Here is a 26,392-nt window from a genome sequence, read left to right as displayed (position 1 = left end):
GGCAGATATCGCCTTCCGATAAAATTCCTGACGGAATTTTTCTGCAGGCCGGGCTCGCGGTACTCGCCTTTGCCTAACGGCAAAACTCGTACATCGCTGCGCCTTTCGCTTCCCGACGCAACACCAAGCAGTTGGTGTTGCTGCCACGCCCGATTTATGAAACAAAAAACCGCCTTTCGGCGGTTTTTATTTCATAAAAATCAGGTGCGGGCGGGAATCGAACCCACGAATATCAGTTTTGCAGACTGACGCCTTACCACTTGGCCACCGCACCAAAACAACTTTAATTATATATCTATTATACCAAAAAAAGACGTATTGCGGAAATTTTCAAAATTAGGTCTTGAAATTTTTACAAAACCACTTATACTAGCAATAGGGGAAGGCCAAAGAAACCCGCGTTATGGACGGGGATGCTCCGTAGGGAGCGAGGCTTCCCCTATTTTTTTGTCTGTGAAAGGTAAAACTTAACATTGTTTTTTGCTATATTTATAAATATAGTATCTGAGGAGTAACAAGATGAAAAACAATCAAGCATTTACGTTAATAGAACTGTTAGTGGTAGTTTTGATTATCGGTATTTTGGCATCGGTCGCGCTCCCTCAGTATCAAAAAGCGGTAGATAAAAGCCGGTTTTCCAATTTAATGGCGATAACCAAAAGTCTCGCCGATGCCAACGAGGCGCACTATATGGCAACAGGATCTTACGCCACCGATTTTGACGAATTATCTATTGATGTCCCGGCCACCAGTATTGCGGGCAATCAGGCTAATTTTGATTGGGGCCGTTGTATTTTGTATGGACAGCAAGAAGTACAATGTTCCAACAATACCACTTTGAAAAACGAATATATTATTCATTATCTGAATGACACGATGACCCCCGGTGGTGTGTTTTGCACGGCGGCTACCACCGTGCAAGGGTCGCGGTATGATAAACTCTGCGCCAGCCTAGGGACTTTCCATTCGCAAAGCAGTTGTATGTTGGGTGCGTGTCGCGTTTATAAAATCTATCAACGCTAACAAGTATAACTTTTCATAAAAAAACAGCCACGCTTTCACGTGGCTGTTTTTGCCTGCACTTACTAAACTATTTGGCGGCTTTGACCACGTCCACCAATTTCTTGAAGGACACCGGGTCTTTAATGGCCATTTCGCTGAGCATCTTGCGGTTAAGCGTGATGTTCGCTTTGGCTAAGCCACTGATGAATTTAGAGTAAGACAACCCTTCTTCGCGTACCGCGGCGTTAATACGCATAATCCACGTTTGGCGATAGGTGGTTTTTTTGTCTTTGCGGTCAACATACGCATGCACACCGGATTTACCGAGTTGCTGCGTAGCCATACGCAAGCGGCGGGATTTATCTCCGTAATAGCCGCTGGCTCTTTTCAATACTTTTTTCTTTCTTGCGTGTCTGGGAACGCTGAATTTAATTCTCATGTTTCAACCTCTTATTTAGCCATGGGGAGATATTTTTTCAAGATCTTCCCTTTGTTAGACTCAGGCGTGATAACCCCAGTCTTACGCATTTCATGCTTGCGCGAGGCAGAAACAGGCGTTAGCAAGTGTTTTCTGCCGGCTTTTCTGTGGGTGAATTTACCCGTGGCGGTTTTGCGGAAACGCTTTTTACCGCCTGCGTGATTTTTCAATTTAGGCATTTTTATTTTCCTTTATTAAATTGGCTCTTATTTACACAACCTGCGGCGGGAGCCGGTCAAGCCCCGAACGCAGTCACTACAAAAAGAGCCGAAAAATCGGTTTTAATTTTTAGGCACAAAGGTCATGCTCATACGGTTGCCCAACTGTTGCAGGCCGCCGTCCACGGTTGCTAACGGTTCTAACCGTTTGGCCGTGTCGTTGAGAATCTGGATACCCAGATCTTTGTGCTGGTTTTCGCGCCCGCGGAATACCACTACAAAGCGAACTTGGTTTTTCTTACGTAAAAACTCTTCAATTTGACGAAGTTTTACTTCCAAATCATGTGGCGCAATGCGTGATTTAATACGCAATTCTTTCAGCGACACTTTCGCTTGTTTTTTCTTGGCTTCCGAGGCCTTCTTTCCCTGTTCATAAACATACTTGTTGTAATCTAGTATTTTACAGACAGGAGGTTGGGCGTTTGGAGAAATCTCCACTAAGTCCAACTCTTGTTCTTTTGCCATCGCAATGGCTTCACGCGTCGGAAAAACACCCAACATGGTGCCATCCGAATTGATGACGCGTACTTCGTCCGCGCGAATATTTTGGTTACGGCAGTACAAGTCTTGCTTGTACACTCTTCTAGTATCAAATCTTGCCATTCAATTTTCTTTTGGTAAAAATGTCCCCTCTGGGGACTTTATTATTATACTAAGTTGGCAAATATAGTGTCAAATGACTATTTATTTACTTCCCAAGGGCGCACGCATTGTTGTAATGTTTCGCTCCATGTATATCCGGCAGAACCGATACACCCGTGTGCGTCCCGATCTGCCCCGACCAACGGTCTTTTTTCGGGGGAAGCACAGGCGGCTAACCCTAACAACGCCATCATTATCAGTATTTGTTTCATAATTATATTATACTAAAACCGAAATTTTATAGAATAAATTAAAAGGAATTAGTTTATGAGAAACACAAAAGCATTTACACTTATTGAGTTATTGGTAGTTGTACTGATTATCGGTATTTTGGCGGCCGTAGCCTTGCCGCAATATCAAAAAGCGGTAGAAAAGGCGCGTTTGAGTGAAGCAGTATTATTAGTGCGTCAAATTGCCAAAGCCAACGAAGCCTATTATTTAGCCAATAACGAATATGCCCAAACACTGGATGATTTAGATATTGAAATTCGCGGAGTGACAAATACATATTCCGGACGTGCACGAACCAAAACAACGGATTTTGCCTATGATGTCCGGCACACGAGCGGGGAGGCGGCGGGGGCTATTGCTCAACGGCTTCCGCAAGGGACTCGCTATTATATTTATGTCAATCCCGGAGAAACAAACATTATTTGCGGAACATACAGCACCTCGCAACCTTCAGATGCAAAAATGTGTGCATACGCACAACAGTTGTAGCGCGCATAGTATATTTATGCTAAAATTCACTTCAGCACAACGACGTAAAATTTGCTAAAATAAAGTAACTCCATAACGGTAAGAGGAACTATGAAAAGCAGAAGAATGGCCCGGGAATGTGCCTTACAATCGCTCTATTATGCCGATAGTTTGAAATCGTCGCAAAATGATACGTTAGAACATTATACCGACGGTTTCCAAAAAGAACTCGGAGATGTTTTCCCGTTCTGTGAAGAACTTGTACAGGGTACCCGGGAACACTTACCGCAAATTGATAAAATGGTTTCATCGTATGCTAAAAATTGGACGGTAGCGCGTATGTCGGCCGTGGATCGTGCTATTTTACGCATGGCCACCTACGAAATGGTTTTCAGCCCGGAAAAAACACCGATCCCCGCGATTATTGACGAGGCCATTGAACTAGCCAAAAAATATTCTACGGAAAATTCCAGCAAATTTATTAACGGCCTTTTAGACCAACTCAAAAAAGAACGGAAATAAAAATGCAACCCAAAGACGAAATTGAACAGTTGCGAAAACAAATTCGTTTTCACAGCGATTTATATTATAACCAAGATAATCCCGTCTTATCTGATACGCAATACGACGAACTTTTTCGCCGTTTGCAAGAGTTGGAAAAACAATATCCGCAATTTATTACTCCCGATTCTCCTACCCAAAAAGTTGGCGGGCAAGCGTCCAAAGCGTTTAGTGCGGTAACGCATAAAATTCCCATGATGTCGTTGGATAACTCGTACAACGCCGCAGACATTTGCGAATGGCACGAGCGAGCCGCTAAATTGTTGGGAAAAGATAATTTTGAGATGGTTATTGAAGGGAAAATTGACGGGGTGTCCTGCTCGCTTACTTATGAAAACGGCAAGTTGGTACAAGCCGCCAGCCGCGGTGACGGCAAAGTCGGCGAAGATATTACCGCCAATGTGCTGACGGTAAAAAATATCCCGCACGAGTTGGCAAATGCGCCGCAAGGCACGTTGGAAATTCGCGGGGAAATTTATTTAGATAAAAAAGATTTGGCTTTATTAAATGCCCAACAGGAAATAAACGGCGGAAATATTTTTGCTAATACGCGCAACGCCGCCGCCGGATCTTTACGTCAAAAAGATGCATCTTTAACCGCCAAACGTCCCTTAAAATTTTTTGCCCATTCGTTTGGCGTTGGTAACATTTCTGCCGATAGTTTCAGTGCGTTTATTGACTTATGCCGCGCATGGGGTTTTTCCGTTTGCCCGGTGCGCACCCAGGTTTCGCACATTACGGATGTTATCCGTTTTTATAATCAATTTAGTGAGTCGCGCCATAATTTGCCGTTTGATGTGGACGGGTTAGTGGTAAAAGTTAATAAATTTCAGGAACAACAAATTTTAGGGGTTACGGCGCGCAGCCCGCGTTGGGCCATGGCGTTTAAATATCCCGCCCCACAAGCCACTACGCTAGTGAAGAATATTATTTCTTCCGTCGGAAGAACCGGTGTTATTACCCCGGTGGCCGAGTTGGAGCCCGTCCCTTGTGCGGGGGTAATTATTTCCAACGCAACCTTGCATAACTTTGATGAAATCAAACGCCTCGGCGTGCGCGCGGGTGACCGCGTAATTATTGAACGCGCCGGAGAAGTGATTCCCAAAGTGGTTAAAGTGGTGGAACATGTAGGCACGCAAGAAGCGTTGCCGCCTGTCATCTGTCCGTCATGCGGAGCCCCTGTATATAAGGAACAAGACGAAGTGGGTTATTATTGTATTAACCCAACATGTCCGGCGCAATTACACGCGCGCCTTGTTCACTTTGCTTCGCGCGATGCGCTAGATATTGACGGCCTTGGGGAAGTAGTAGTCGGTCAGTTATTGCGGCTGGAAATGATTGCGGAATTTGCCGACATTTACCATTTATCATTTTTCCATTTATTACAACTGCCGAACTTTAAGGATAAAAAAGCGCAGAATTTATTAGAGGCTATTGAAGCAAGCAAAAAACGCACGTTGGCGAAATTATTATTTGCGCTCGGTATTGCGTTTGTCGGCGAGAAAACAGCCGAAGTATTAGCGGATCATTTTCATACGTTGGACAATTTGAAAAATGCTACGTTAGATGATTTGCAACATATCCCCGACGTGGGAGAAAAAGTTTCCCAAAGTATTTACGATTTTTTTCACGATCAAAAAGCCTTGGAGCAAATTGAAAAATTACGCGCTGTCGGACTCAATTTTACGCAACCCGAAAAAGAAAAATCGGGCAATGTGCTGGAAGGGAAAACGCTTGTGTTCACGGGGGAACTTAAAACCATGACGCGTTCCGAAGCCGAACGTTTGGCCTTGCAGTACGGTGGAAAAGCAAGCGGCACCGTATCTAAAAAAACATCTTATGTAGTCGCCGGGGCCGCTGCCGGCAGCAAGTTGCGAAAAGCGCAAGAATTAAACATCCCCGTTCTTACTGAAGAAGAATTTTTGAAACTGATTGGCAAAATTTAAGGCAAAATATAAGCGCGGGTTCCGTAATTATTTTCTTTAAGTGTTCCTTTAAATAATTTTTCACAATAACTTCCCGCCTGGCTTATGACAGAAGTGGGCTCAATACATATTATTTGTTGCTGAAATTCTGCAACGGAACTAGTTACTGTCCATTGGAATCCGGCTCCGCGATAAGGGCCTTTTAACCGTTCTATGCGTAAATATTTTGAACCGGCTAATTCCCATTGCAACGCCCAATCGCTAGATGAATGATATTCCCCTTGCTGAACGACTATAACGTGTTCCGTATCGGTCCAAGATGGGGGCATTTCTATATCTAAATCAGCCAATGAGGCAGGATATGTGCCCGTAGCCATATAATATAGTTGCACCCCTTGGCTGATAGAACGCATTAACGTCAACGCCTGTACGCCCTTTGATTTTTCTACCGCTTTTTGATATTGCGGCAAGGCTACGCTTGCCAAAATGCCGATGATGAGTACAACGACCAGTAATTCTATGAGTGTAAACGCTTTGTTGTTTTTCATACAGATCTCCTTATACGTTATAATATCATCATGCTGTCGCCAAATGAGTAAAAACGGTATTTTTTCTCTACGGCTTGCAAGTATGCTTCGTAAATAAAATCTTCGCCGGCAAACGCACTTGTCATACACAAAGGCGTGGAATCGGGGAAGTGAAAATTGGTAATCAAACAATCAATGGCTTTGAATTTGTAACCGGGATAAATAAACAAATCTGTCCATTTTTTGCCAGCATGTGTGATATGTTTTTCGTCCGTAAAACTTTCCAGCGTGCGCGTGCTGGTCGTCCCGCACGAAAAAACACGCTTTCCCGCCGCGCGCACGTTATTTAACGTATCCGCCGTTTCGGGGGAAACCTCGCCGAGTTCGGCCAGCATTTTGTGGTCTTGCGGTTCTCCGCGAAGCGGCTTAAATGTTCCCCACCCCACATGTAACGTAATGTAACAAATCTGCACACCCTTATCTTTTAATTTTTGCAGTAATTCCGGGGTAAAGTGAAAACCTGCCGTCGGAGCGGCAATAGATCCCTTATATTTGGCATAAACGGTTTGATAGCGTTCTTTATCAGTTTCAATACTCGCACTCATCCCGCTGTGTTTGCGGGCTTTTTCAATATATTGCGGTAAAGGCATTAAACCGTGCGCGTCGCAAAACGGCAAAATATCATCTGTATTAAATTCCAAAATGGCTTCATTGGCGTCGGTTTTACCTAGCACTTTTGCACAAAGTCCGTCGCCGAAGTCTAACGTAATACCTTCTTTATAATCACGTGTTAAAACTGCCCATGTGCGGGGATTTGTTGTCGGGCGGACAAGCAGCACTTCCACCTTGCCGCCGGTAGGTTTATGGGCAAAAAGTTTTGCGGGGAAAACTTTTGTGTTGTTGATAACAAGAGCGTCGCCCGCATTAAAATACTCGTGGATATCACGGAAAATACGGTGTTCAATCGTGTGTGTGTCTCGGTGTAAAACCATTTGGCGCGAACTGTCGCGCGGAGTAGCAGGTTGTTTTGCAATTAATGGATCAAGGTCTAATTGTTTGAATCGTTCAAAAGCCATAATTATTTTTTCAGGGTGGTCAGTTTGGCCCCTGGATAATAGTTCTTCAAAATTTGTTCGTATGTTTTACCGGCTTTGGCCATGCCGTTGGCCCCGTCTTGGCACATGCCCACGCCATGCCCGTAGCCATGTCCGGCAAAGTGCACGACCGACGAATCCACTTGCATTTTGGTAATCTTACAACTTTTCAGCCCGATGGCTAAACGTAACGGATTGCACGCTACAATTTTTACCCCTTTATTGGTTTGTACGGCTAAACGGGTAACGCGGCCGGTTTTGGTACGTTGGGTAATCCGGATATTTTTTAATTTTCCGGTGAGGCCCACCGTTTTCATATAATTCAAAATTTTACTGTGCGCAATATCTTGTTTCCAACTGTATGTTTTAGAGTGTGAATCGTACGCGCAAGATGCGCCGGAAAGCGGTTTAATGGTGCGGGCCGATTCGTTCCAACTTTTTACATCGTCGGTCCCACCGCCGCAATTACCGTGATAATATGTATAAAAGAGTTTATCGTTATACATAAGCACTTGGCTTTTGGTTGCGTCCACGGCGGTTTTTACCGACGGATATTGTTTGCCGCCGCCTTTATACATTTGGCTGCGCACGTCGCTGTATAAATCAAAGTATTTGTTTTTAACGGTTTCTAACGTGCGCAAGGTGTATGTGCGCGCGGCTACCGCTTGCGCTTTTAACGCTTCGGCCGGCCACGAATAACTCATCTCGTATGGAAGCACGCCATATAAGTATGTTTCCAAATCGGCGTGTTCCACCAGAATAAAAGTGTTTTGCGCGGGGACAACAAAAATTTTTCCGCTATAAATATTTCCGCTCCATGTTAAAAGTGTTTCTTTGGCGGGCTCAATGATAATGGGTTGGTCGCTTTTTAACGTGCCGACTTGCACTTTCCCGTTTCCCGCAAAACGTACAGATAACGTCCCTTCCGACGATACTTTATATTTTTTATCTAAATTTTGTGTGTAAATATAAACGCGCCCCGAGTGTTCGATTTTTGTTTCCGATTGATTGTCGGCCAACAACACGCGCACGATTTTTAATGCCTTTGTTTCAGCCGATTGATCCGCCGCGGGTGCTTGTGCGGGCGGCTCTTGTTCGGTTGCTTCTGCCGAAGATGTCGGTGCGGTGGAAGTTGTTTTTTGGGTAGCGGTTTCTGCCTTTACCGCCGACGTGCCGGATGGTACCTTTTGCGCTTTTTTTGCGGAAGGAACCATACACGCCGCGCTTACTAACGCGGCCAAACAAGCGACATAAAATACCCGAAGTTCTTTTTTCATGCGGTTTAATTTTACGTTAATTAAAATAATAAATCGGCGTGCAATTTACGGCCTAAATGTTCATAGGCTTTGCGCGTCGCCACGCGCCCGCGCGGGGTGCGTGCAATAAATCCGGCTTTAATTAAAAAGGGTTCAATGACGTCTGTTAACGTATCAATAGATTCGGAAACGGCGATGGCTAAATTTTCTACGCCTACCGGGCCGCCGCCAAAGCGGTCAATCAGGGCTTCTAAAATGCGTTTATCCACGCTGTCTAATCCTTCGGCGTCAATATCTAAAGAATCCATGGCACTTTGGGCAATTTGTTGCGTGATGATACCATTTCCTTTTACTTGGGCAAAATCGCGCGCGCGGCGCAGTAAGCGATTGGCGATACGCGGCGTGCCGCGGGAACGTTTGGCCAGTTCGGTAAGACCTTCGCGCTCGGCGGAAATATCTAACAGCCGCGCAGAGCGTTCCAAGATATCGGTAATTTCCGGCGTTTCGTAAAAACCGAGATTAAACACAATGCCAAAGCGGTCGCGAAGCGGCCCCGTTAAAAGACCGGAGCGGGTTGTCGCACCGACGAGCGTAAAACGCGGAACGGCTAATTTTAAGGTGGTAGATCCGGCGCCTTTGCCGGTGTTGATAAAAAACGTAAAATCTTCCATCGCCGGATAAAGGGCTTCTTCTACGGCGGGATTTAAGCGGTGTATTTCGTCAATAAATAAGATGTCGCCTTCGGCCAGTTCGGTCGTGAGCATGGCGGCCAAATCGCCGGGGCGAGCCAGCACCGGGCCGGACGTTACTTTGATATTGACGCCCATTTCATGCGCTAAAATATTAGCAAGCGTGGTTTTACCTAAACCGGGCGGGGCATAAAACAAACAATGGTCCAGCGCTTCTTTGCGGGTTTTGGCGGCCTTGATAAAAATGCGTAAATTGTCTTTTAATTTTTCTTGCCCGACAAATTCATCTAACGTCGCCGGGCGAAGCGCGGCTTCAAGTCCGGCAGACTCGTCAGGCAGTTGGGTAACGTCTAAAATTTCGTTTTGATTGCTCATTTTTTCAGCACCCGTAAGGCTTCTTTAATAATCGTTTCAATTTTTTCGTTCGGGCCGATTCCTTGTGTATGCAAGGTGTCTAACGCACGGCGCGCTTCCGTAGCGGAATAACCCAGCGCCCCTAACGCTTCTAATACATTAGATAAGTACGGCGCATCATCCAACACTTTAATTTTGCTTTCACCTTGAACGGTAATTGTATCCATTTTATCTTTCAAGGCGTTAATCAGTTTTTCCGCGGTTTTGGACGTAAAACCGAAAATGCCCGTTAAAATTTTAGGGTCGCGCTTAATAATGGCTTGGTGAAAATCAGCCACCGAACGCAAGGCTTTATTTAGTAAATCTAACGCTTTTTTGGCTCCTGTATTGGGGATAGCGTCACGGAACAGTTGCCATAACTCTTTGTCTTCTTTGTGTAAAAAACCGTAGAGCATGGTGCCGTCGTACGGCGAGATAGATTCCGCTACATAAAGCACCACTTCTTGTCCGGCAACGAGTTCCTGCGCGGAGTTTTTAGTGATATTCACCTCGTATCCGATCCCGTTACACAAGACGACGACGCTACCGTCGCTGACTTCTAAAATTTTACCTTGCAGATAAACTATCATTTCTCTATTTTAGCATAATTGGTCTAAATCGGTCCTTGCTGTTTGGACGGTTTTTGTATAATATAACCAAGATTTTTACTAGTAGAAAAAGGGAATATATGAAACAAATAACGTCAACCCGAGCAAACGGTTTTACACTCATAGAATTATTGGTAGTAGTTTTAATCATTGGTATATTGGCGAGCGTGGCGTTGCCGCAATATCAAAGAGCCGTGAAGAAATCGCGCGCTACGGAAGCCATTCTTATGCTCCAAAAAATCCATCAAGCCCAGCAAGTTTATGAAATGGCTAACGGAAAACGTACTACCGATATAAGCGAGTTGGATATAGAAATCCCCGAAGGGTTTTATCGGTTTCATTGTCATAATTGCGATGGTGCTTGTTGTTATGCTATTACAAAGGACGGAAGCACTCCTTATTTTGAAGGAAACCCGGCCGGTACGCTTTATTGTCGCGGAACCGAAAAGGACTGCAAGACGGTGTTTAATGTAACTCCTGCCGGCGGATCGTTGGATAGCAGTTATTGGATTATCAAATTGTAAAAGTAACACCGTAGCATCATAAAGGAATTTTGTATGAAAAACATAAAAGCATTTACACTCATAGAATTATTGGTAGTCGTTCTAATCATCGGTATATTGGCGAGTGTGGCTTTACCGCAATATCAAAAAGCAGTAGCGAAAAGTCGTTTCGTACAAGCCAGAACGTTGGCGCATACCTTGGCGCAAGCCCAACAGATATATCATATGAACAATGGCGATTATGCACATTCTTATGATGAGTTGGATGTGGATACACCCGCATACATCAGTGAAACAGATGATTTTAATGCAGGCGTTAATCGCCCGCATCGCAATTTCTCGTGGGGGCATTGCGTTTTATGGCAAACCGGGGGAGTGAGTTGTTATATGGTGATAAGAGGAAAAGGGATGGCTTTTTCCGAAGGGGAAGGGGAGCAACAATGTATCGGTTATACGACAGACACTTCCCATTTGGTTAATAAAATATGTAAGGCTGAAACGGGCCTGGCAACCCCGAGCGAGACGGGTAGCGATTATTTGCGTTGGATATATCCGTAAAAAACACCCCGTAGCTAGCGGGGTGTTTTTTGTAAAGTCTTTTCTTATTTCAATGTTTCGTACAGCGGGAATTTCTCTAAGAAAGTTTTTACTTGTTGCGCAATTTGCACCAAGTAATTTTCATCATCATGGTGAGCAAGTGCATCATCTATAAACGCGGCAATTTGTTCCATATCTTTTTCTTTCATTCCGCGCGTAGTTACCGCCGGTGTTCCTAAACGTAGTCCGCTGGTTACAAACGGTTTTTCCGGATCAAACGGGATCGTGTTTTTGTTAGCCGTAATGCCCGCTTTATCTAACGCGGCTTCGGCTACTTTTCCCGTCATATTTTTAGAGCGTAAATCTACACACATGACGTGCGAATCGGTGCCGCCCGCTACCAGCCGGTAGCCGCGTTTTTTAAGCGCGTTCGCAAGGGCGGCAGCATTTAGTTTTACTTGATGTTGGTACGTCTTAAATTCCGGTTTTAACGCTTCACCGAAACATACCGCTTTGGCGGCGATCACATGCATTAACGGCCCGCCTTGCACGCCGGGGAAAACGGCGCTGTCAATGGCTTTGGCCAAATTTTCTTTGCATAAAATCAGCCCGCCGCGCGGCCCGCGTAAAGTCTTGTGCGTCGTCGTGGTAACCACATCTGCATACGGTACGGGAGAAGGATATTCCCCGGCGGCAATTAAGCCCGCATAATGCGCCACGTCACATGCTAAATACGCACCGCAACTATCGGCAATTTCGCGTAAGCGTTTCCAATCAAACACGCGTGAATAGTTAGAGGCTCCCGCCAAAATGAGTTTCGGTTTATGTTCTTTGGCAAGCGCGGCGGCTTCGTCGTAATCAATTTCTTCGGTATCTTTGCGCACGTTCATGGCAATCATATGATAAAGTTTGCCGGAAAAATTAAGCGGGTGACCGTGGGTAAGATGCCCGCCGTGGGAAAGGTTTAGCCCCAGCACCGTATCACCGGGTTTTAATAACGCAAAATAAACCGACATATTGGCTTGCGCTCCGGAGTGCGGTTGCACGTTGGCATGTTCGGCTCCGAATAATTTTTTGGCGCGTTCCCGGGCCAGTGTTTCCACGATATCCACATATTCGCATCCGCCGTAATAACGTTTGGCAGGGTACCCTTCGGCATATTTGTTAGTCAGCACCGAGCCTTGCGCTTGCATGACGGCAAGTGAGGTAAAATTTTCCGAGGCAATCAGTTCAATACGCTCGCGTTGGCGGGCAAGTTCTTTTTCTACGGCGTTAAACACTTCGGGATCGGTTTTGTGCAAATCGGGATACATAAAAACTCCTTGATTTTTTACTATGAAAAATCTACGTTATTTACTATAATTTACTAAATAGAAGTTAAATTCAGCAAGAGGTGTGAAAACAAATGGCAAAATTGACAAAAAAAGACTTCCTCAAAAACACCATCAAACACATTGATATGAAAAAATACAATGTGGTCCCCATGGTAGAAGCGTTTGAGGGTATGGCCTATGCGTCGCGCGAAGTGGCCAGAGCAAGCAAAATATATAATATGATGCTTTCCGATAAGAAATGCTCGGTTATTTTGTGTATTGCTGGGTCTTTAGTATCCGCCGGTATGAAAAAAGTAGTGGTGGATATGATTCAAAACAACATGGTAGATGCTATCGTTTCCAACGGAGCCAATATCGTGGACCAAGACTTCTTTGAAGCCTTAGGATATAAACATTATATCGGTACTCCTTACAATCAAGACGATAACTTGCTGCGCGATTTGCACATTGACCGCATCTACGACACCTATATTGACGAAGACCAACTCAAAAATTGCGATGAAACCATCCACAAAATCTGCAATTATTTAGAGCCCCGCCCTTATTCTTCCCGCGAATTTATTTGGGAAATGGGTAAATGGTTGGAAAAAAATAAAAAAGGTAAAGATTCTATCGTCTATAACGCGTATAAACACGGTGTGCCGATATTTGTTCCTGCGTTTAGCGACTGCTCGGCCGGGTTCGGCTTTGTAGCGCACCAAACGGAACATCCGGGTGCCCATGTGTCCATTGACAGTGCCAAAGATTTCTTGGAACTGACCAAAATCAAAATTAAAGCCAAAGAAACGGGCCTTATGATGTGGTCGGGCGGCGTGCCGAAAAACTTTGCGCAAGATACCGTAGTGGCCGCTGAAATTTTAGGCGCGGAAATTCCGATGCACAAATATGCGGTACAAATTACGGTAGCCGACGTGCGCGACGGGGCACTCTCCGGTTCTACCTTAAAAGAAGCCTCCTCTTGGGGGAAAGTTTCTACCGCGCTTGAACAAATGGTGTATGGCGAATGCACCACGCTTATCCCGCTGATTATCGGTTACGGTTATCACAAAGGGGCGTGGAAAAAACGCAAAGCGTCTAACTATGTAAAATTCTTACAAGACGAAGACGCTAAAATCGCCAAAGCCCGCAAAAAATAATGCAACTTAAAACTGCGTTGTTAAGTTTCATCTTACTGATCTGCCCGTGTGCGTTATGCTACGGGCAGCTCAGTTTTTTGGGTGTAAACGGCGAACGCGGTTATTCTGCCGTACGCGGAACGTACGTGTGGGATTTAGATAACAATTTTATTTTTACTCCGTCGTATGAATTTTACCGTCAATCGGATGCTCCCGATGTGGAAGAAACAGGTGCCACTTATCGTTACGGTTTGCGCGGCTCGTATGATTTTTCCGATGATTGGCGTGTATATATGCAAGGGTATTTTTTGCCCGAAGCGGTAGGAAACCGGGGCGTCAGTTATTTTGCGGGGGGGAGATATCATCCTTTTTTCCGCCATGGTATTTTCAAAGATCCGTTTATAGATGTGCGTATCGGACAAGGCCGTACCCGCACCCGCATAGACAGCATAGGTGTTTGGTTGGATGAACCGTACAAACAAGTAGAAACAAACGTCCGGGTAGAGGGTGGAACGGAAGTGGGTCCCTGGAACTTGAAAGCCGCGTGGCATAAAGTGATACAATATAATAACCAAGTCCAACCCGGTATTTCGTTTAGTTGGGCAGATATCCCGTATATGACGGCGGTGGTACAAGGGTTTTTGCGTTCGGCTACGGCCTTGCGTGTCAGTTACCCGACGTATTTGCTAACGCCTTATGCATCGGCGGCACGGTATGAATATGCCGAAACAGGCCGCCCGGCGGTAGCCGTTAGCGCGGGGTTAACACTTAAACAAGGAGCCTTTTCGTTTTCCGGCGGTGTAGAAGTGTTTGAACCGCGGCGCGAAGAAACGCGCAAGACTTTCTTTTCCATGTCGGTAGAAGTAGATTTTTAACCCGGTGAATTTTATGACAGAATTAGATTTACATTGTCAAATTGATGAAAAAGCATTCTCATGGACATTGTTTTTAACGCGGCTTTTTATTGGAAGTGTTTTAGCATATACCGTTATCGGTTGTTTATTATATTATCGTGGATTTTTATACAATGTTGCCGCCTTGGGTGTGCCGATGCCTGTTACGGTAGGTGTCGGACTGCTTGTAGTGCAATTATTATTATCGTTAATGTTGCTGTTGGGTTGGTTTACGCGTTTAGTATCGGGCCTGAGTGTGCTAGGCGCAGTGGCAGTAGGTTTTGTGTTTTTTGCCGGAGAATTCAACCGTATTTATATTGCGTTAATTATCCTTTTAGTTACCGCACTTCTTCCTTCGGTGTTATTAGGCCCGGGCAAGATCAGTTTAGATTATAAAAACGCGCAACGCCGCGCAAATCAGACATTTAGAGGTTAATTATGGCAAGTGCAGAAAATTCTACCTATATTAGTTTGGCAAATAAATATCGTCCGCAAAAATTTGAAGACATGGTCGGACAAGAAAGTATTTCTAAGACTCTTCAAAACGCACTTAAGTTAGGACGCGTGGCCCACGCCTATTTATTTTACGGTCCGCGCGGTTGCGGTAAAACAACTACCGCCCGTATTTTAGCAAAAGCACTTAACTGCACCGGGCACGCGGATAATAAACCCACCGCCGAACCTTGCGGAAAATGTCCCCAGTGTTTGGAAATTGCCCAAAGCGGCGATATGGATGTGTTGGAATTAGATGCTGCCAGTAATACACAAGTAGAAAAAGTTCGCGAAGCCATTATTGATACGGTGGCGTATGCCGCGGCGCGCGACCGTTTTAAAGTATTTATTTTAGACGAAGTGCACATGTTGTCTGCCAGTTCTTTTAATGCGTTACTCAAAACGATAGAAGAACCGCCGGCTCACGTTGTTTTCATTTTAGCAACCACCGAAAAACATAAAGTACCTGCCACTATTGTCAGCCGTTGCCAAACATTTCGTTTCCGCCCGCTGACAGTAGATGAAATTACCGAGCATTTATTAGATTTGTCCGGGGCGGAAAATATAGAATTAACTCCGGCCGCGGCTAAAATTATTGCTAAAAACGCTGGCGGGGCTATGCGTGATGCTCTTACGATTTTGGACCGTGCCATTGCTTACGGCGGTAACCGTATTGACGAAAAAATGGTGAGTGATATGCTCGGCTTAACGCCGGATGAGTTAATTAAACAAGCCATCGGTGCGTTAATTCAAAAAGATAATGATTCGCTGCATCAAGTATTTGAAACTATTAAAAACGAAGGATTTGATGCCAATTCCTTTTTGAAAGATTTGAAAAATGCGTTAGGCGAAGCGTTTTATTTTACGTTGGGCCAAGGCGCCGAGCCTTTTGCCGGAGCAAGCGAAGTCTTGGGAAAGGTAAGTCCCGGTTTTTTGGCGCAAGTATCCCGCAAAATTAACAAGATTTGCGAAGAAGTAAAATTTGCCGATAACGCGCTTATCAGTGCCGAAGTCGGTTTGTTTACGGTGATGGATAGTTGTTTGGATATTGCCGATTTTGTGCGGCGGTTGGAAGCGTTGGAAAACGGACAAGCGGCTTTACCGCCTTCTACTGCGCGCCCGACGGCTTCTCCCGCTTCACGCCCGACTCCGGTTGCTTCGGCTCCTCGCCAGGCGGTTACTAAACATTCATCTCCGACTTCCGCTGCTGTACCCGCCAAATCGTCTGCACCGGTTGAACAAAAACCGGCTACATTTGCTGCGAACTCCGCAATGCCGCTTTCCAACAAGGCATTGTGGGAAAAAATGGTGAAGTATTTTGAGAAAAGTCCGTTCGTATATGATGTCATGTTAAATTGTGATGTGTCGTTCCAAGACAATGAATGGACGATGTCTTTCTCGGCAGAAAAAGCGTTTTATCAAATTCCGGCCCAAAGTAAAATTGCGGAAATAGAGAAAGCCGCGTTAGATTTAGGCGGCCGGAAAATAACTATTAATCTGGCTGCAAATACTCCTACCGGCCAAACAGCCGCACGGGCGAAAAAAACACCGTCTGCGACTAAAGTCGGAAAAACGGTTAAAATTTTAGATGAAAAACCGCTTGCTATGCCTGAAGTAGTACATGCAGCCAAACCTTCCGACGGAGCCCCGGAAGAAATTAAAGATGTGTTAGATATGTTTTCCGGAGAAGTTGTGCAGGATAACGCATGAAAAGTTTAGACCGTTTTGTTCGCGCTTTGCGTCGCTTGCCCGGGGTTGGCCCTCGGCAGGCAGAACGTTTTGCCGCGTATTTCTTGCGTGCTTCACAAGGTGAAACGGAAGAATTTATCAGTGCATTATCGTCCTTGAAACAAGATATTAAATTATGCCAAACGTGTTTTTGTTACAGTGAAACGGAACAATGTCCCATCTGTGCAGATAAAGACCGCGATCATAGCCAAATTTGTGTGGTAGAAGATCCGCAAGATATTGAAGTGCTTGAAAAAACAAAAGCCTATAAGGGTGTTTATCATGTGTTACACGGGGCGATTTCTCCGTTAGACGGACGCAGCGCCGAACACGTTAAAGTGCGTGAATTATTAACCCGCGTACAAAATGCTCAACCTCCGGTGCGCGAAATTATTATCGCTACCGATCCGGATAGCGAGGGTGAAACAACTGCCTTATATTTAGCCGATTTGTTGCGCGGTCAAGTGGAACAAATTACCCGTATCGGATATGGTGTACCGCTTGGCGGCGATATTGATTATATAGACGAAATGACGCTTGGGTACTCACTCAAAGGGCGTACTAAAATTTAATGCATCCGTCGGTATATAAGCGGCCGCTGTTGTGGCTGGTAGTAGCGGTTGTGATTGGTTTATCTTTGTTCTATCGTCCTGCCATTTCCCCGCAGGACGTTTCGCGTTTTTTGCCGCAAAAAGAGGTAACTTTAACCGGTCAAGCAGTTACTTTCCCGGTAATTAAAAAAGATACACAAAATGTTTTTATAGATGTGTTTTCTGTGAACGGACAGAAAGCAACCGGGCGTGTATATGCGCGCATCGGTAATTTTTCGCCCCAATGGAAAGATACGCTTCAACTAACCGGACGCTTGCAAAAACCGTACGGAATAGATATCCCGGGGAATTTTGATTGGCGTTCTTATCTGGCTCAAAAGCATACCTATGCCGAAGTTAAAACTTCACAGGTAACAGTTGTTAAAAAGGCTGCGTGGTTTTGGCGTGCCGTGCGTGCGGTACGTCAAAAGATATTAACGGAACTGACCGATTCTTTCCCACCTCAAATTGCCGGTATAGCAGGTGGTATCCTGTTGGGGGAACGCGGGGAATTTCCGGCCGATTTATATGCGGCTTTTCAGCAAAGCGGGGCAATACACTTGCTGGTGGCTTCGGGCGGGAACGTCGGGTTTGTAACATTGCTTACGCTTGCATTGGGTTTTGCATTAGGCTTTAGCCGCCGCCCGTTACTGATTGTGTCTTTGTTGACGGCAGGCATTTATACGTTGGTAGCCGGAGCGGACGCCCCGTTGTTGCGTGCATATCTGATGACATGCTGTGCCTGCGTGGGTTATTTTCTGGGTAGAAACAGTGGTGTGTTTCAGGGTTTGCTCTTGGCGTGTTTGATTATTTTGGGGATTACGCCGTCTGCCGTATTTGATACCGGTTTTCAAATGTCTTTTTTGGCCACGCTTGCGATTGTAATTTGTTTGAATAATTACCGCATACCTGCTTCGTGGTCAAAAACAGTGCGGTTTTTTGCGCAGATTTTTCTGGCGACACTTTCCTGCCAACTTGTTTTACTTCCTGTGTTCACGAACGTATTTTATAGCGTTTCCTTAATGGGGCTAGTGTCTAATATGATACTCGTGCCGATGGCTTCCGTGTTAATGGGGCTTGGGTTTTTGTATGCGTTTTTAGCATCGTTACACGTGGGAGTAATTCTTTATTATCCGTGTTTATGGGGATTACAAATTTTCCAAACATTGGTGGAATTTTTCGCTTCTTTTTCATTATCTTCTATTTCGGCTACGGCGTGGAACGCGGGAAGTATAGTGGCTTATTATGTGGGGCTTTTTTGGATCAGCCAACTTCCCCATAAAACATTTGCACGTCGCTTATTTGTGCCTTGTTTGTTCGTGATGCTGGTAGCATTTTTCGGCGGGCGTTGGTATCAAAATCGTCCAACGGCCTACTTGCTTAGCGAGTGGAATAACCGTGCCGCTATTGTTCGTACAAATGGCAAAACAGCGATTGTGTTTAATGCGGGAATTTCGCCGGAGAAAATACAACGTGCTTTGGCGGCGTTGGGGATTTCCCGCGCGGAACTGATATTGCCGTTGTCAGGAGACCATTTGTTTGACGAAGTGTGGCCCGGGGATACATTTTCGCTGCCCGGAATTACCGTTCGGGCAACGTGGGGACTTAAACAAACGCAAGACGGTCGTGTGTATGAAGATACGGGATATACAGGCCGAAAAGATGAAAGTATTTCCTATTGTGTAGAAACAAACGCACGGGAAATTTGTATCGGTTCGCAAGCGCGGTTTTTAGTCCTTCCGGACGAAAAAACAGTTGCCGCATCCACTAACGCTACCGTAAAAACATGGTGGTAAATTTATAAAGTCACCGGCAAAGAGCCTTGCGCCGTTCGTTGTCCTAACAAAATTTCGGCCGCGGTTTCCTGAAATTCGGGGGCGGGGCTGAACGTATATAACGAAGTTTTAATTTTGAGTTCTTTGGGCAACGCCCACGGGCTGGCAAGCAAAACGCTTACACAATTTTCCGCATTTTCTACCGCTTTTTTTAGACGGACAATATCGTTTTCTTCCAACGCAATTTTTCCGGCAAACGCCTGATAGCGGCGCAGACAAATAATGAGTAAATTTTCTGCGCGCTCTGTAAAAGGAATTACGTTCACACCGTTTTTCTTTAACGTGTTGAGCAAAGGTGTAACGGAAGTCTTTCCGTCATCTCCTACGACGATATATGAAACAGTTTGCCCGGGCTTGAACGACGATAAATCCCCGCGTTTGACGATGGCTTTTTGGGCCGTGCGGCGCGGAAAATCGGTGTGCCAAAGAACGGGAGAAGTCATTGCCGGACGCGTTTGAATTTTTTTACATAAGACGTCTTGATGACGGAGTGCACGTGAAATAATTTCCGGTGATATTTTTGTTTCTTCCAAAAACGTTAAAAGTTCAGACGGATTTTGCGGAACAAGTAAAATGTCCGCCCCGGCTTGTAAGGCTTTTAAGGCGGCGGTTTTTTCGTCGCCGATGGCTTTCATTAAAAGCGCATCGGTGAGTATGCACCCGTCGTAACGGAATTGGCCCCGTACAATTTCTTTTACGATTTTTGGCGAAAGAGAAGCCGGGTTTTCAGCGTCAATTTCCGGGATAAGTAAATGCCCAAACATTACGCTGTCGGTAGCATCTAACAAGGCAGAAAATGGTACCAATTCACGCGCGAGCAATTGAGATTTTGTTTTATGTAAAACGGGGAGAGATACATGCGAATCGGTGGTGGTGTCGCCATGTCCCGGGCAATGTTTTATGCTGGATAACACCCCGCCGTCGTTAAGACCGCGTAAAAACGCGCGTCCGAGGCGGATAACCTGTTGCGGATCGTTGCTAAAGGCGCGCGTATTGACGATCGGGTTAAGCGCATTATCGGCTAAATCTAAAACAGGAGCAAAGACCCAATCTACGCCTAAACTGCGCGCTTGATGCGCCGTTAAAAGACCTTTTTCATACGCTAAATTTTCATCGTTCGCCGCCCCCAAAGCCATGTTGGACGGAAGCAGCGGCGCGTCTGGCAACCAGCGCCCAAGGCCGTCTTCGTAATCGGCAGAAATGAGTAAATTTTCTAACGGAGAAACTTGACGTACCGCTTTTGTAAATTCAGTTATTTTTTCGCGTGTGCCGCCATAAATACAAAACCCGCCCACCCCGCGTTTGGCTAAGGCGAGGGCTTGCTCTAGCGGGGTTTTATCAAACCAAAAACCGGGGTGAATTAAGCGGGCAATGTTCATAGTGTAATTTTCCCTAATATGCAGGCACGTTTGGCGCCGGTAGCCAACGGGCAGTGATTGATTTTTCGGTGTAACGCCAGCCATGCAAACAGCGCAAACGCCGCGGCTTCTTTGGCTTGCGGATCTATACCGTAATCTTGCGAAGAAACTATTTTTATATGCGGAAGTTCTTCATGCAAAAACGCAAGCAAGGTTTTGTTATAACATCCGCCGCCGGACACAATCATTTCTTGTTGGTAGCGGTGCGGAATAAACCGGCCAATTTGCTCGGCTATCGCGGCGGCTGTAAAATACGTGACGGTGGAAATTTGGTCGTATGCGTTGATAATCGGCCCGAAATAACGGGCTAAATACGCACGCCCGAAATCGTTTTTGTCTAAACTCTTGGGCGGCTTTTGCTTAAAAAACGGTTGAGTGAGTAAATTTTTTACACGGGCTTTGTCCGGCGTTCCTTTGGCGGCAAGAGCACCATTTTTATCAAACGGTTTTTGAAATAAAAGTTGTGCGCATAAATCAATTAAACTGTTAGCGGGCCCCACATCAAACCCTTGCGTTTTTACTTTTTTACCGACGAGCGATATATTGGCTATACCGCCTAAATTAAGTAATATTTTCGGCTTTCCCTGTCCGAAAATATATTCATCAAAAAACGGTATTAACGGCGCGCCTTGCCCGCCCAGTGCCATATCTTTCGCACGAAAATCACTCACTACCGGCACATTAAATTTAGCGGCCATAAATTCCGGCACGCCCAGTTGCAAGGTATGCGGAATTTTTGCGTTAGGCGCATGTACGATAGTTTGACCATGCGAGCCTATAACGCTGATATCGTTAGGAGAAAGATGAAATTGTTTTAAAAATCGCGCGACTGTTTTGGCATATAATGCACCGAGTTCATAGTTAAGTTCGCTGAGTTGCGCGGCGTTTAATTCGTAGGCGTGTAATAGTTTTTGTTGTAATTGCGGAGTATATTTATAGTTATGAAAAAATAGCACACGAAACGGACGAATCTGCACTGCGCAGACGGTTAAACCGTCGGCACTTGTGCCGCTCATGAGTCCCAGTGCTAGTTTAGTCATCTATTATTTCCCCCAAAAAACCGTTGGCGCGGTTTAATTTTTTTTGTGCTTCTTGGCGTGATAAATTTTTGCGGTGCATTACGATAGCCGTTTTGACTTTTCCGCCGGAATTTTTCAATAATTTAGCCGCGGTTTTTTCATCGGTTCGGGCGATTTGTTCAATTAGCCGCACGGCACGCGCTACCAATTTTTTATTCGTAGGTTTAACATCCACCATTAAATTACCGTATGTCTTTCCGCACAAAGCCATGGCTCCGGTGGTAATAGCATTTAAGGCCATTTTAGTGGCGGTTCCCGCTTTTAAGCGTGTAGAACCGCTTAATGCTTCCGGCCCGGTGCATAAATAAATATGAATATCCGCATGGGATGTGTCGGCCTCGGGATTACATGAAATGAGTGCGGTATGGGCGCGTAATTTTTTTGCTTGTTGCAACGCGCCTAACACATAGGGCGTGTGACCGTTTGCCGTAATGCCGATAATAAAATCATCTTGCGCGGCGGTGTTGCGGATATCTTCCGCCCCTTGTTTAGCGTTATCTTCCGCCCCTTCTTGCGCGCGAAACATAGCCGGTTTTCCGCCGGCGATAATTCCAAAAATTTCCGTCGGGCATGTGCTGAACGTGGGCACGCACTCGGCGGCTTCCAATACGCCCAGCCGCCCGCTGGTGCCTGCTCCTACAAAAATAATTTTATGTTTAGTTTGATAGGTTTTTGCGGCTAAAGAAATAGCGGCTGCAATTTCGCGGTTTGCTTTTTTGACAGCGCGTGCCGCATTGAAATCTTCTGCATTTAATACACGCGCCAACTGCCGCGGAGTAAGGCGGTCTAAGTGCGTAGTGCTAGCATTGATTTGTTCGGTTGGCGACAAATTTTTCATATTATTTTTGTTTTTCCGCTTCATCTAATACGTTGATTTTGAAACAAAGCGGTACGACGGCAAATGAACATAAACTGATCAATGCCGTTACCCAGAAAAACTGTTCGTAGCCAAGGGCCATTTGCATTTTGCCGGATAACATAGACGGCACCATCATACCTAAGGCCATAATACCGGTTGAAATGGCATAGTGGGATGTTTTATAAGCCCCTTGCGAGACATACATAATAAATACGGTTAGCGCCATCATGGCTAACCCATAGCCGAAATTCTCTAACGTAATTAAGGTGGCAATTACGGCAATTCCCGGTTTGGCAACGGCCAAATAAACATAAAAGAAATTCGGCAGTACAAGTAAGCACGCAAACGGCCAAATACATTTTTTGAAACCATATTTGCCGAGCAACCATCCGCCCAGTAAATTGCCTACGATAATGCCGCCGAGTCCCAGCGTGCCTTTAATAAGCCCCACTTTTTCCATGCTTAAGCCGAGGGCACCGTCGGTAACGGGTTTTAATAAGAATAGCGGAACGACTTTTTCCAGCAATGCTTCACCGAAACGGTACACCAGAATAAATAGCAAAATATAGAGAATGTTTTTTTGTGTAAAGTAGGAACCGAACGCTTCTTTCCACGCGGTGGCGGTGGAAGACGAAACGGGTTTGTCTTGTTCCGGCCGGGGTAAAATGTATGCATGAAACGCGGCAAACACTAAAAACAAAATGCCTAAAAAGCCGAATAAGCATACCCAATTATATGGTTTGGCTACTAATCCGCGCTCGGCTAAAGCCCCGGTCAGCGAAATGAAAATTCCGCTACCTAAAATCATCGCCAAGCGATAGAAAATGGTACGCACCCCAACAAAGTTAGATTGGTCTGTCGGCGTGAGTGCAAACAAATAATATCCGTCGGTCGCAATATCCAAAGTGGCGGATGCAAATGCACCGAAAAAGAAACCAAATAAGGTAAGTGTAAAAATAGTTTGAAGGCCGCTTTCTTGTGCATGCAAGAAGGTAATAATTCCTACTATCCCCGCAATGGCCAAAAACACCGCGGAAAGCAACGTTTGCGCCCCCAACAGCCACCGGCGTTTGGTAGAGTGCGCATCTACCAAAGGGCTCCAAAACATTTTAAGTATCCACGGTAAATACAGCCACCCCGTCCAAAACGTGATAGCGTCATTGGGGAGTTTTAAGTCTGCATACAACAAAACCGATACCGTGTTAATAACGATATAGGGGAATCCTTCGGCTAAATATAAAGTGGGGATAAAACCCCAAGGGGAAGTTGTCTTTTTCATTTGAATGCGTATTTCCCGGCCAGCAAATTAGCCAGCGGTCGGGTGGTTTCGTTTTTCTCAAAAATCATTTTGATAATGGCCGTAAGCGGTACGGCGAGTAAAGCCCCCATCACGCCCCAAACAAGTGCCCAGAAAATTAAGCATGCCAGCACGATAATAGGGTCTAAATCCATTCCTTTTCCTAACCATTTTGTTTCTAAAATGTTACCGATAACAAAGTGAATAGTAGTCAGTAAAACAAGCACAAGCACCATGCGCCAATCAAACCCGTATTGCAAAAATAATACGGGCATCGGCAGTACGGTGGAAATAAAAGGCCCGATGTTGGGAATAAAATTCAGTACAAAAGTCAGTACGGCTAACATGGAAGCCAGTTCGGTTTTGACCGAGGCAAGCACCAACCACGTGCATACCGCCGCCAATAAAGAAACGAAAATTTTAATCATCAGATAAAACGCAATTTGCTGTTGGATATGACCGACGAGAGAGGGTTTGTCGGTAGTGGCTTTGCCCATGAAAATAAAGATAACAAATAGCGTAATCAGCATTAAATTGGTAATAATGCTCATTAAAGTTCCGCCTAAACTTTTGACGAAGTTAAACACAGGCAGCTTGGCCGCATTTTCCAAGACGAATTGGGCGTTGATGTTCACCCCGTATTTTTGCGCATGGCCTAAACACCAATCTAACGAATCGTTCAAACGGTCGGCGTAAATATCCGCGCCGTGGATAAAACTTTCAATAGAGTTTGAGATAAACAATACCGCTGCCGATACCAACGCTAAAAACGCTACAAAACTGATGATAAGCCCCAACGTATATGGAACGTGCCATTTGCGTTTCAGTCTTTCCGCCAATGCGCCGGCCAAGGTGGAAATAAAAAGCGCAATGATAAACGGCATTAAAATACTTTTAGTGTAGACGAGTACGGCGGTAGCCGCCGTCCCGGCTAGGATCATCAGACAAATGTTATTGATGGGGGCTAATTTTTCGGTAGCAGACTTAAAAGACATAGTTTTCTCCTATAAAATTAGTATAGCATACCGAGCGGAATTTGTAACGCTCAACAAAAAAGCATCCCTTATGGGATGCTTTCTAAATATGGGCAGTACAGGGTTCGAACCTGTGACCTTCCGCGTGTGAGGCGGACGCGCTACCGCTGCGCCAACTGCCCTAAAATACAAATTTTTATTTCTCTTTTCATTGGCGCTTTAGTAGCGGTCCGCTAAGGCGGACGAACTTTGTGTTACAAGCGCTGCGCCAACTGCCCGGAAATATATTTTATTATATCATATTTACAGGATACCATTCGTATTTAATTGGGAACATAATTTCTTTTGTACGTTCGTCCCCGTGGAATAAGATTGGCAGACGATTTTTTCGGGATCCGATCTGTCTATGAGAATATAATAACGCTGTTGCGTCGGCACGCGTTCGGCTACGGCAATTTGTCCGTCTCCCGTACCGCGGCATGTATAGGCAAAGTCTTTCGTCACTAAACGGTTTTGCCCGACCACTAAAGAAGTGGACGCGTGCGGAATTTCAATATCTAAACTGTCCATTTCGTCAAAAGTGGCGTATACGCCGTTGGCTAGGAAATAGCGTTGTTGGGCTTCGGCAATTTTCCGCACCAACAAAACGGCTTCAACCATGCGGGCTTTTTCCACTGCTTTTTGATATTGCGGTAACGCTACGCTGGCCAAAATGCCGATAATCAAAACAACTACTAATAGTTCAATGAGCGTAAATGCTTTGTTATTCATAAACAATCTCCTTGCGGGTTTGTGGTTGCTATCATAGTATCATTCTTTTCTCAATGTGGGATTTTAATTTGCCAATAAGTATAAGAGAACTGCATTTTGCAGTACATACGAATTTGTTATACTATAATTGTCTGTAAATTCGCATAGTAAGCAGAATAACAAGGAGACAGAAAATAAATCTATGGAATGGGGATTATTATTTAACGCATTTATCGGTGTTTTGGCCATTTTGAACCCGATTGGTAACATGCCGATTTTTTTGGAATATGTAGAGAACGAATCTCCGCGCGTGCAACGTGCGGTCGGGCTTTTAATGTCCCTTTCTATTTTTGTTTTATTGCTTATTTTCTTTTTATTCGGTAACCGCATTTTAACGATGTTTGGTATTACGCTGCCGGCGTTTAGACTGGCGGGCTCCATTATGATTTTACTGATCGGGCTTCGCATGTTGCAGGGGAAAAGCAAATTTGAACAACACGGCATTGAAACAACGGCTCCCGCCGGCAATACATTTGACCAAGCGCGTAACAGTTTGAGTCATATTTTGGTGCCGGTAGCCATGCCGCTTTTTATCGGCCCCGGCAGTATTACCACCGTTATTTTGTATGCGGAGAAAAGCGACTCGCTGCTGATGTCGCTTATGATGATTTTAGTATTGTTTGTCAGTTCGTGTATTGTAGCGCTGGTGCTTGTGGGCGCGCCGTATTTGTTCCAAAAAATCGGCCGCAACGGTACGCAAATCGTCATCCGGTTTATGGGTATGATTTTGTGTGCGATTGCCATGCAGTTTATGATTGACGGTGTATCGCAATTACTCCCCGGCGTGTTGGATACCGCGTTTATTCATACTCCGGCTACACACTGATCGGATAGTT

General features: G+C 45.2%; 29 protein-coding genes and 2 tRNA genes. 13 read left to right on the top strand and 18 right to left on the bottom strand.

Annotated features, from left to right (window positions below):
• Window positions 1–202: 202 nt before the first annotated feature.
• Window positions 203–274 (bottom strand) — tRNA-Cys (locus ACQY3H_RS03495).
• Window positions 275–519: 245 nt separating this feature from the next.
• Here ACQY3H_RS03495 and ACQY3H_RS03490 point away from each other — a divergent pair.
• Window positions 520–1,023, top strand: coding sequence for a type IV pilin protein (locus ACQY3H_RS03490; protein WP_428074915.1), 504 nt, complete (start codon window positions 520–522; stop codon window positions 1,021–1,023).
• 67 nt (window positions 1,024–1,090) lie between these two features.
• Here the strand turns inward: ACQY3H_RS03490 and rplT are convergent, their stop codons facing one another.
• The 4 genes from rplT to ACQY3H_RS03470 all read right to left on the bottom strand — a co-directional run bounded on the left by rplT (window position 1,091) and on the right by ACQY3H_RS03470 (window position 2,552).
• A complete protein-coding gene (gene rplT / locus ACQY3H_RS03485; protein WP_428074913.1) occupies window positions 1,091–1,441 on the bottom strand; it encodes a 50S ribosomal protein L20 in 351 nt (116 codons plus the stop codon).
• Window positions 1,442–1,452: 11 nt separating this feature from the next.
• Window positions 1,453–1,659, bottom strand: a complete 207-nt coding sequence (locus tag ACQY3H_RS03480; RefSeq protein WP_428074911.1) for a large ribosomal subunit protein bL35 — start codon at window positions 1,657–1,659, stop codon at window positions 1,453–1,455.
• 102 nt (window positions 1,660–1,761) lie between these two features.
• On the bottom strand, window positions 1,762–2,301 hold the full coding sequence (gene infC / locus ACQY3H_RS03475; protein ID WP_428074909.1) for a translation initiation factor IF-3: 540 nt from the start codon (window positions 2,299–2,301) through the stop codon (window positions 1,762–1,764).
• 77 nt (window positions 2,302–2,378) lie between these two features.
• Window positions 2,379–2,552 (bottom strand): hypothetical protein, encoded by a 174-nt coding sequence (locus tag ACQY3H_RS03470; RefSeq protein ID WP_428075264.1) that lies wholly within the window; start codon window positions 2,550–2,552, stop codon window positions 2,379–2,381.
• Window positions 2,553–2,607: 55 nt separating this feature from the next.
• Here ACQY3H_RS03470 and ACQY3H_RS03465 point away from each other — a divergent pair, with 55 nt between their 5' ends.
• The 3 genes from ACQY3H_RS03465 (at window position 2,608) to ligA (ending at window position 5,546) form a co-directional block, all read left to right on the top strand.
• Window positions 2,608–3,060 carry a type IV pilin protein gene (locus tag ACQY3H_RS03465; protein WP_428074907.1) on the top strand — a complete coding sequence of 151 codons (453 nt, stop codon included), beginning with the start codon at window positions 2,608–2,610 and terminating at the stop codon, window positions 3,058–3,060.
• A gap of 90 nt (window positions 3,061–3,150) precedes the next feature.
• The gene (nusB, locus tag ACQY3H_RS03460; protein WP_428074905.1) at window positions 3,151–3,561 is read left to right on the top strand and encodes a transcription antitermination factor NusB; all 411 of its coding nucleotides are present in this window, start codon (window positions 3,151–3,153) and stop codon (window positions 3,559–3,561) included.
• Window positions 3,562–3,563: 2 nt separating this feature from the next.
• On the top strand, window positions 3,564–5,546 hold the full coding sequence (gene ligA / locus ACQY3H_RS03455) for an NAD-dependent DNA ligase LigA (protein ID WP_428074904.1): 1,983 nt from the start codon (window positions 3,564–3,566) through the stop codon (window positions 5,544–5,546).
• On the opposite strand, the gene ACQY3H_RS03450 is transcribed toward ligA, so the two are convergent.
• From ACQY3H_RS03450 to ruvA, 5 genes are read right to left on the bottom strand one after another with little or no spacing between them, the layout of a single operon-like run.
• The gene (locus ACQY3H_RS03450; RefSeq protein ID WP_428074902.1) at window positions 5,543–6,073 is read right to left on the bottom strand and encodes a type IV pilin protein; all 531 of its coding nucleotides are present in this window, start codon (window positions 6,071–6,073) and stop codon (window positions 5,543–5,545) included. The genes ligA and ACQY3H_RS03450 overlap by 4 nt on opposite strands.
• 17 nt (window positions 6,074–6,090) lie before the next feature.
• A complete protein-coding gene (gene queA / locus ACQY3H_RS03445; RefSeq protein ID WP_428074900.1) occupies window positions 6,091–7,128 on the bottom strand; it encodes a tRNA preQ1(34) S-adenosylmethionine ribosyltransferase-isomerase QueA in 1,038 nt (345 codons plus the stop codon).
• A 2-nt stretch (window positions 7,129–7,130) separates the two neighbouring features.
• Entirely contained in the window at window positions 7,131–8,423 is a 1,293-nt protein-coding gene (locus ACQY3H_RS03440) for a SpoIID/LytB domain-containing protein (protein WP_428074897.1), read from the bottom strand.
• Window positions 8,424–8,443: 20 nt separating this feature from the next.
• A complete protein-coding gene (gene ruvB, locus ACQY3H_RS03435) occupies window positions 8,444–9,466 on the bottom strand; it encodes a Holliday junction branch migration DNA helicase RuvB (RefSeq protein WP_428074895.1) in 1,023 nt (340 codons plus the stop codon).
• The gene (gene ruvA / locus ACQY3H_RS03430; protein WP_428074893.1) at window positions 9,463–10,074 is read right to left on the bottom strand and encodes a Holliday junction branch migration protein RuvA; all 612 of its coding nucleotides are present in this window, start codon (window positions 10,072–10,074) and stop codon (window positions 9,463–9,465) included. The genes ruvB and ruvA overlap by 4 nt, the downstream gene beginning before the upstream one ends.
• Before the next feature lie 98 nt (window positions 10,075–10,172).
• Between ruvA and ACQY3H_RS03425 the strand changes: the two genes are divergently transcribed.
• Window positions 10,173–10,616, top strand: a complete 444-nt coding sequence (locus ACQY3H_RS03425) for a type IV pilin protein (RefSeq protein ID WP_428074891.1) — start codon at window positions 10,173–10,175, stop codon at window positions 10,614–10,616.
• 33 nt (window positions 10,617–10,649) lie between these two features.
• A complete protein-coding gene (locus ACQY3H_RS03420) occupies window positions 10,650–11,153 on the top strand; it encodes a type IV pilin protein (RefSeq protein ID WP_428074889.1) in 504 nt (167 codons plus the stop codon).
• 44 nt (window positions 11,154–11,197) lie between these two features.
• On the opposite strand, the gene glyA is transcribed toward ACQY3H_RS03420, so the two are convergent.
• Window positions 11,198–12,445, bottom strand: coding sequence for a serine hydroxymethyltransferase (glyA, locus tag ACQY3H_RS03415; RefSeq protein ID WP_428074887.1), 1,248 nt, complete (start codon window positions 12,443–12,445; stop codon window positions 11,198–11,200).
• Between the two features lie 92 nt (window positions 12,446–12,537).
• Between glyA and ACQY3H_RS03410 the strand changes: the two genes are divergently transcribed.
• The 6 genes from ACQY3H_RS03410 to ACQY3H_RS03385 are packed head-to-tail and all read left to right on the top strand — an operon-like array spanning window position 12,538 to window position 19,080.
• Window positions 12,538–13,602, top strand: coding sequence for a 1,9-bis(guanidino)-5-aza-nonane synthase (locus ACQY3H_RS03410; protein WP_428074885.1), 1,065 nt, complete (start codon window positions 12,538–12,540; stop codon window positions 13,600–13,602).
• A complete protein-coding gene (locus ACQY3H_RS03405; RefSeq protein WP_428074883.1) occupies window positions 13,602–14,456 on the top strand; it encodes a hypothetical protein in 855 nt (284 codons plus the stop codon). Before ACQY3H_RS03410 ends, ACQY3H_RS03405 begins: the two co-directional genes overlap by 1 nt.
• A 13-nt stretch (window positions 14,457–14,469) precedes the next feature.
• Complete coding sequence (locus ACQY3H_RS03400) at window positions 14,470–14,910, top strand: DoxX family membrane protein (protein ID WP_428074881.1); 441 nt, start codon at window positions 14,470–14,472, stop codon at window positions 14,908–14,910.
• 2 nt (window positions 14,911–14,912) lie between these two features.
• Window positions 14,913–16,676, top strand: a complete 1,764-nt coding sequence (gene dnaX / locus ACQY3H_RS03395) for a DNA polymerase III subunit gamma/tau (RefSeq protein WP_428074879.1) — start codon at window positions 14,913–14,915, stop codon at window positions 16,674–16,676.
• The gene (gene recR, locus ACQY3H_RS03390) at window positions 16,673–17,266 is read left to right on the top strand and encodes a recombination mediator RecR (RefSeq protein ID WP_428074877.1); all 594 of its coding nucleotides are present in this window, start codon (window positions 16,673–16,675) and stop codon (window positions 17,264–17,266) included. Before dnaX ends, recR begins: the two co-directional genes overlap by 4 nt.
• Window positions 17,266–19,080, top strand: coding sequence for a ComEC/Rec2 family competence protein (locus ACQY3H_RS03385; protein WP_428074875.1), 1,815 nt, complete (start codon window positions 17,266–17,268; stop codon window positions 19,078–19,080). Before recR ends, ACQY3H_RS03385 begins: the two co-directional genes overlap by 1 nt.
• A gap of 2 nt (window positions 19,081–19,082) precedes the next feature.
• Here ACQY3H_RS03385 and ACQY3H_RS03380 read toward each other — a convergent pair whose 3' ends face one another.
• The 7 genes from ACQY3H_RS03380 to ACQY3H_RS03350 form a co-directional block, all read right to left on the bottom strand.
• Window positions 19,083–20,498, bottom strand: coding sequence for a glycoside hydrolase family 3 N-terminal domain-containing protein (locus ACQY3H_RS03380; protein WP_428074873.1), 1,416 nt, complete (start codon window positions 20,496–20,498; stop codon window positions 19,083–19,085).
• Entirely contained in the window at window positions 20,495–21,577 is a 1,083-nt protein-coding gene (locus ACQY3H_RS03375) for an anhydro-N-acetylmuramic acid kinase (RefSeq protein ID WP_428074871.1), read from the bottom strand. Before ACQY3H_RS03375 ends, ACQY3H_RS03380 begins: the two co-directional genes overlap by 4 nt.
• Entirely contained in the window at window positions 21,570–22,454 is an 885-nt protein-coding gene (gene murQ, locus ACQY3H_RS03370; RefSeq protein ID WP_428074869.1) for an N-acetylmuramic acid 6-phosphate etherase, read from the bottom strand. Before murQ ends, ACQY3H_RS03375 begins: the two co-directional genes overlap by 8 nt.
• 1 nt (window position 22,455) lies before the next feature.
• Entirely contained in the window at window positions 22,456–23,754 is a 1,299-nt protein-coding gene (locus ACQY3H_RS03365; RefSeq protein ID WP_428074867.1) for an MFS transporter, read from the bottom strand.
• Window positions 23,751–24,767: an AI-2E family transporter gene (locus ACQY3H_RS03360; RefSeq protein ID WP_428074865.1), complete on the bottom strand. Its 1,017-nt coding sequence runs from the start codon at window positions 24,765–24,767 to the stop codon at window positions 23,751–23,753. Before ACQY3H_RS03360 ends, ACQY3H_RS03365 begins: the two co-directional genes overlap by 4 nt.
• An 89-nt stretch (window positions 24,768–24,856) precedes the next feature.
• Window positions 24,857–24,928: transfer RNA gene (locus tag ACQY3H_RS03355), tRNA-Val, on the bottom strand.
• Window positions 24,929–25,049: 121 nt separating this feature from the next.
• Window positions 25,050–25,517 (bottom strand): type IV pilin protein, encoded by a 468-nt coding sequence (locus ACQY3H_RS03350; protein ID WP_428074863.1) that lies wholly within the window; start codon window positions 25,515–25,517, stop codon window positions 25,050–25,052.
• Between the two features lie 181 nt (window positions 25,518–25,698).
• Here ACQY3H_RS03350 and ACQY3H_RS03345 point away from each other — a divergent pair, with 181 nt between their 5' ends.
• Window positions 25,699–26,382 (top strand): MarC family protein, encoded by a 684-nt coding sequence (locus tag ACQY3H_RS03345; RefSeq protein ID WP_428074861.1) that lies wholly within the window; start codon window positions 25,699–25,701, stop codon window positions 26,380–26,382.
• The last annotated feature ends 10 nt before the right edge of the window (window positions 26,383–26,392 follow it).

Source organism: Candidatus Avelusimicrobium luingense, assembly GCF_902757105.1.
In the GTDB taxonomy this organism is placed as follows: domain Bacteria; phylum Elusimicrobiota; class Elusimicrobia; order Elusimicrobiales; family Elusimicrobiaceae; genus Avelusimicrobium; species Avelusimicrobium luingense.
This window is presented reverse-complemented; position numbering and strand designations above follow the sequence as displayed.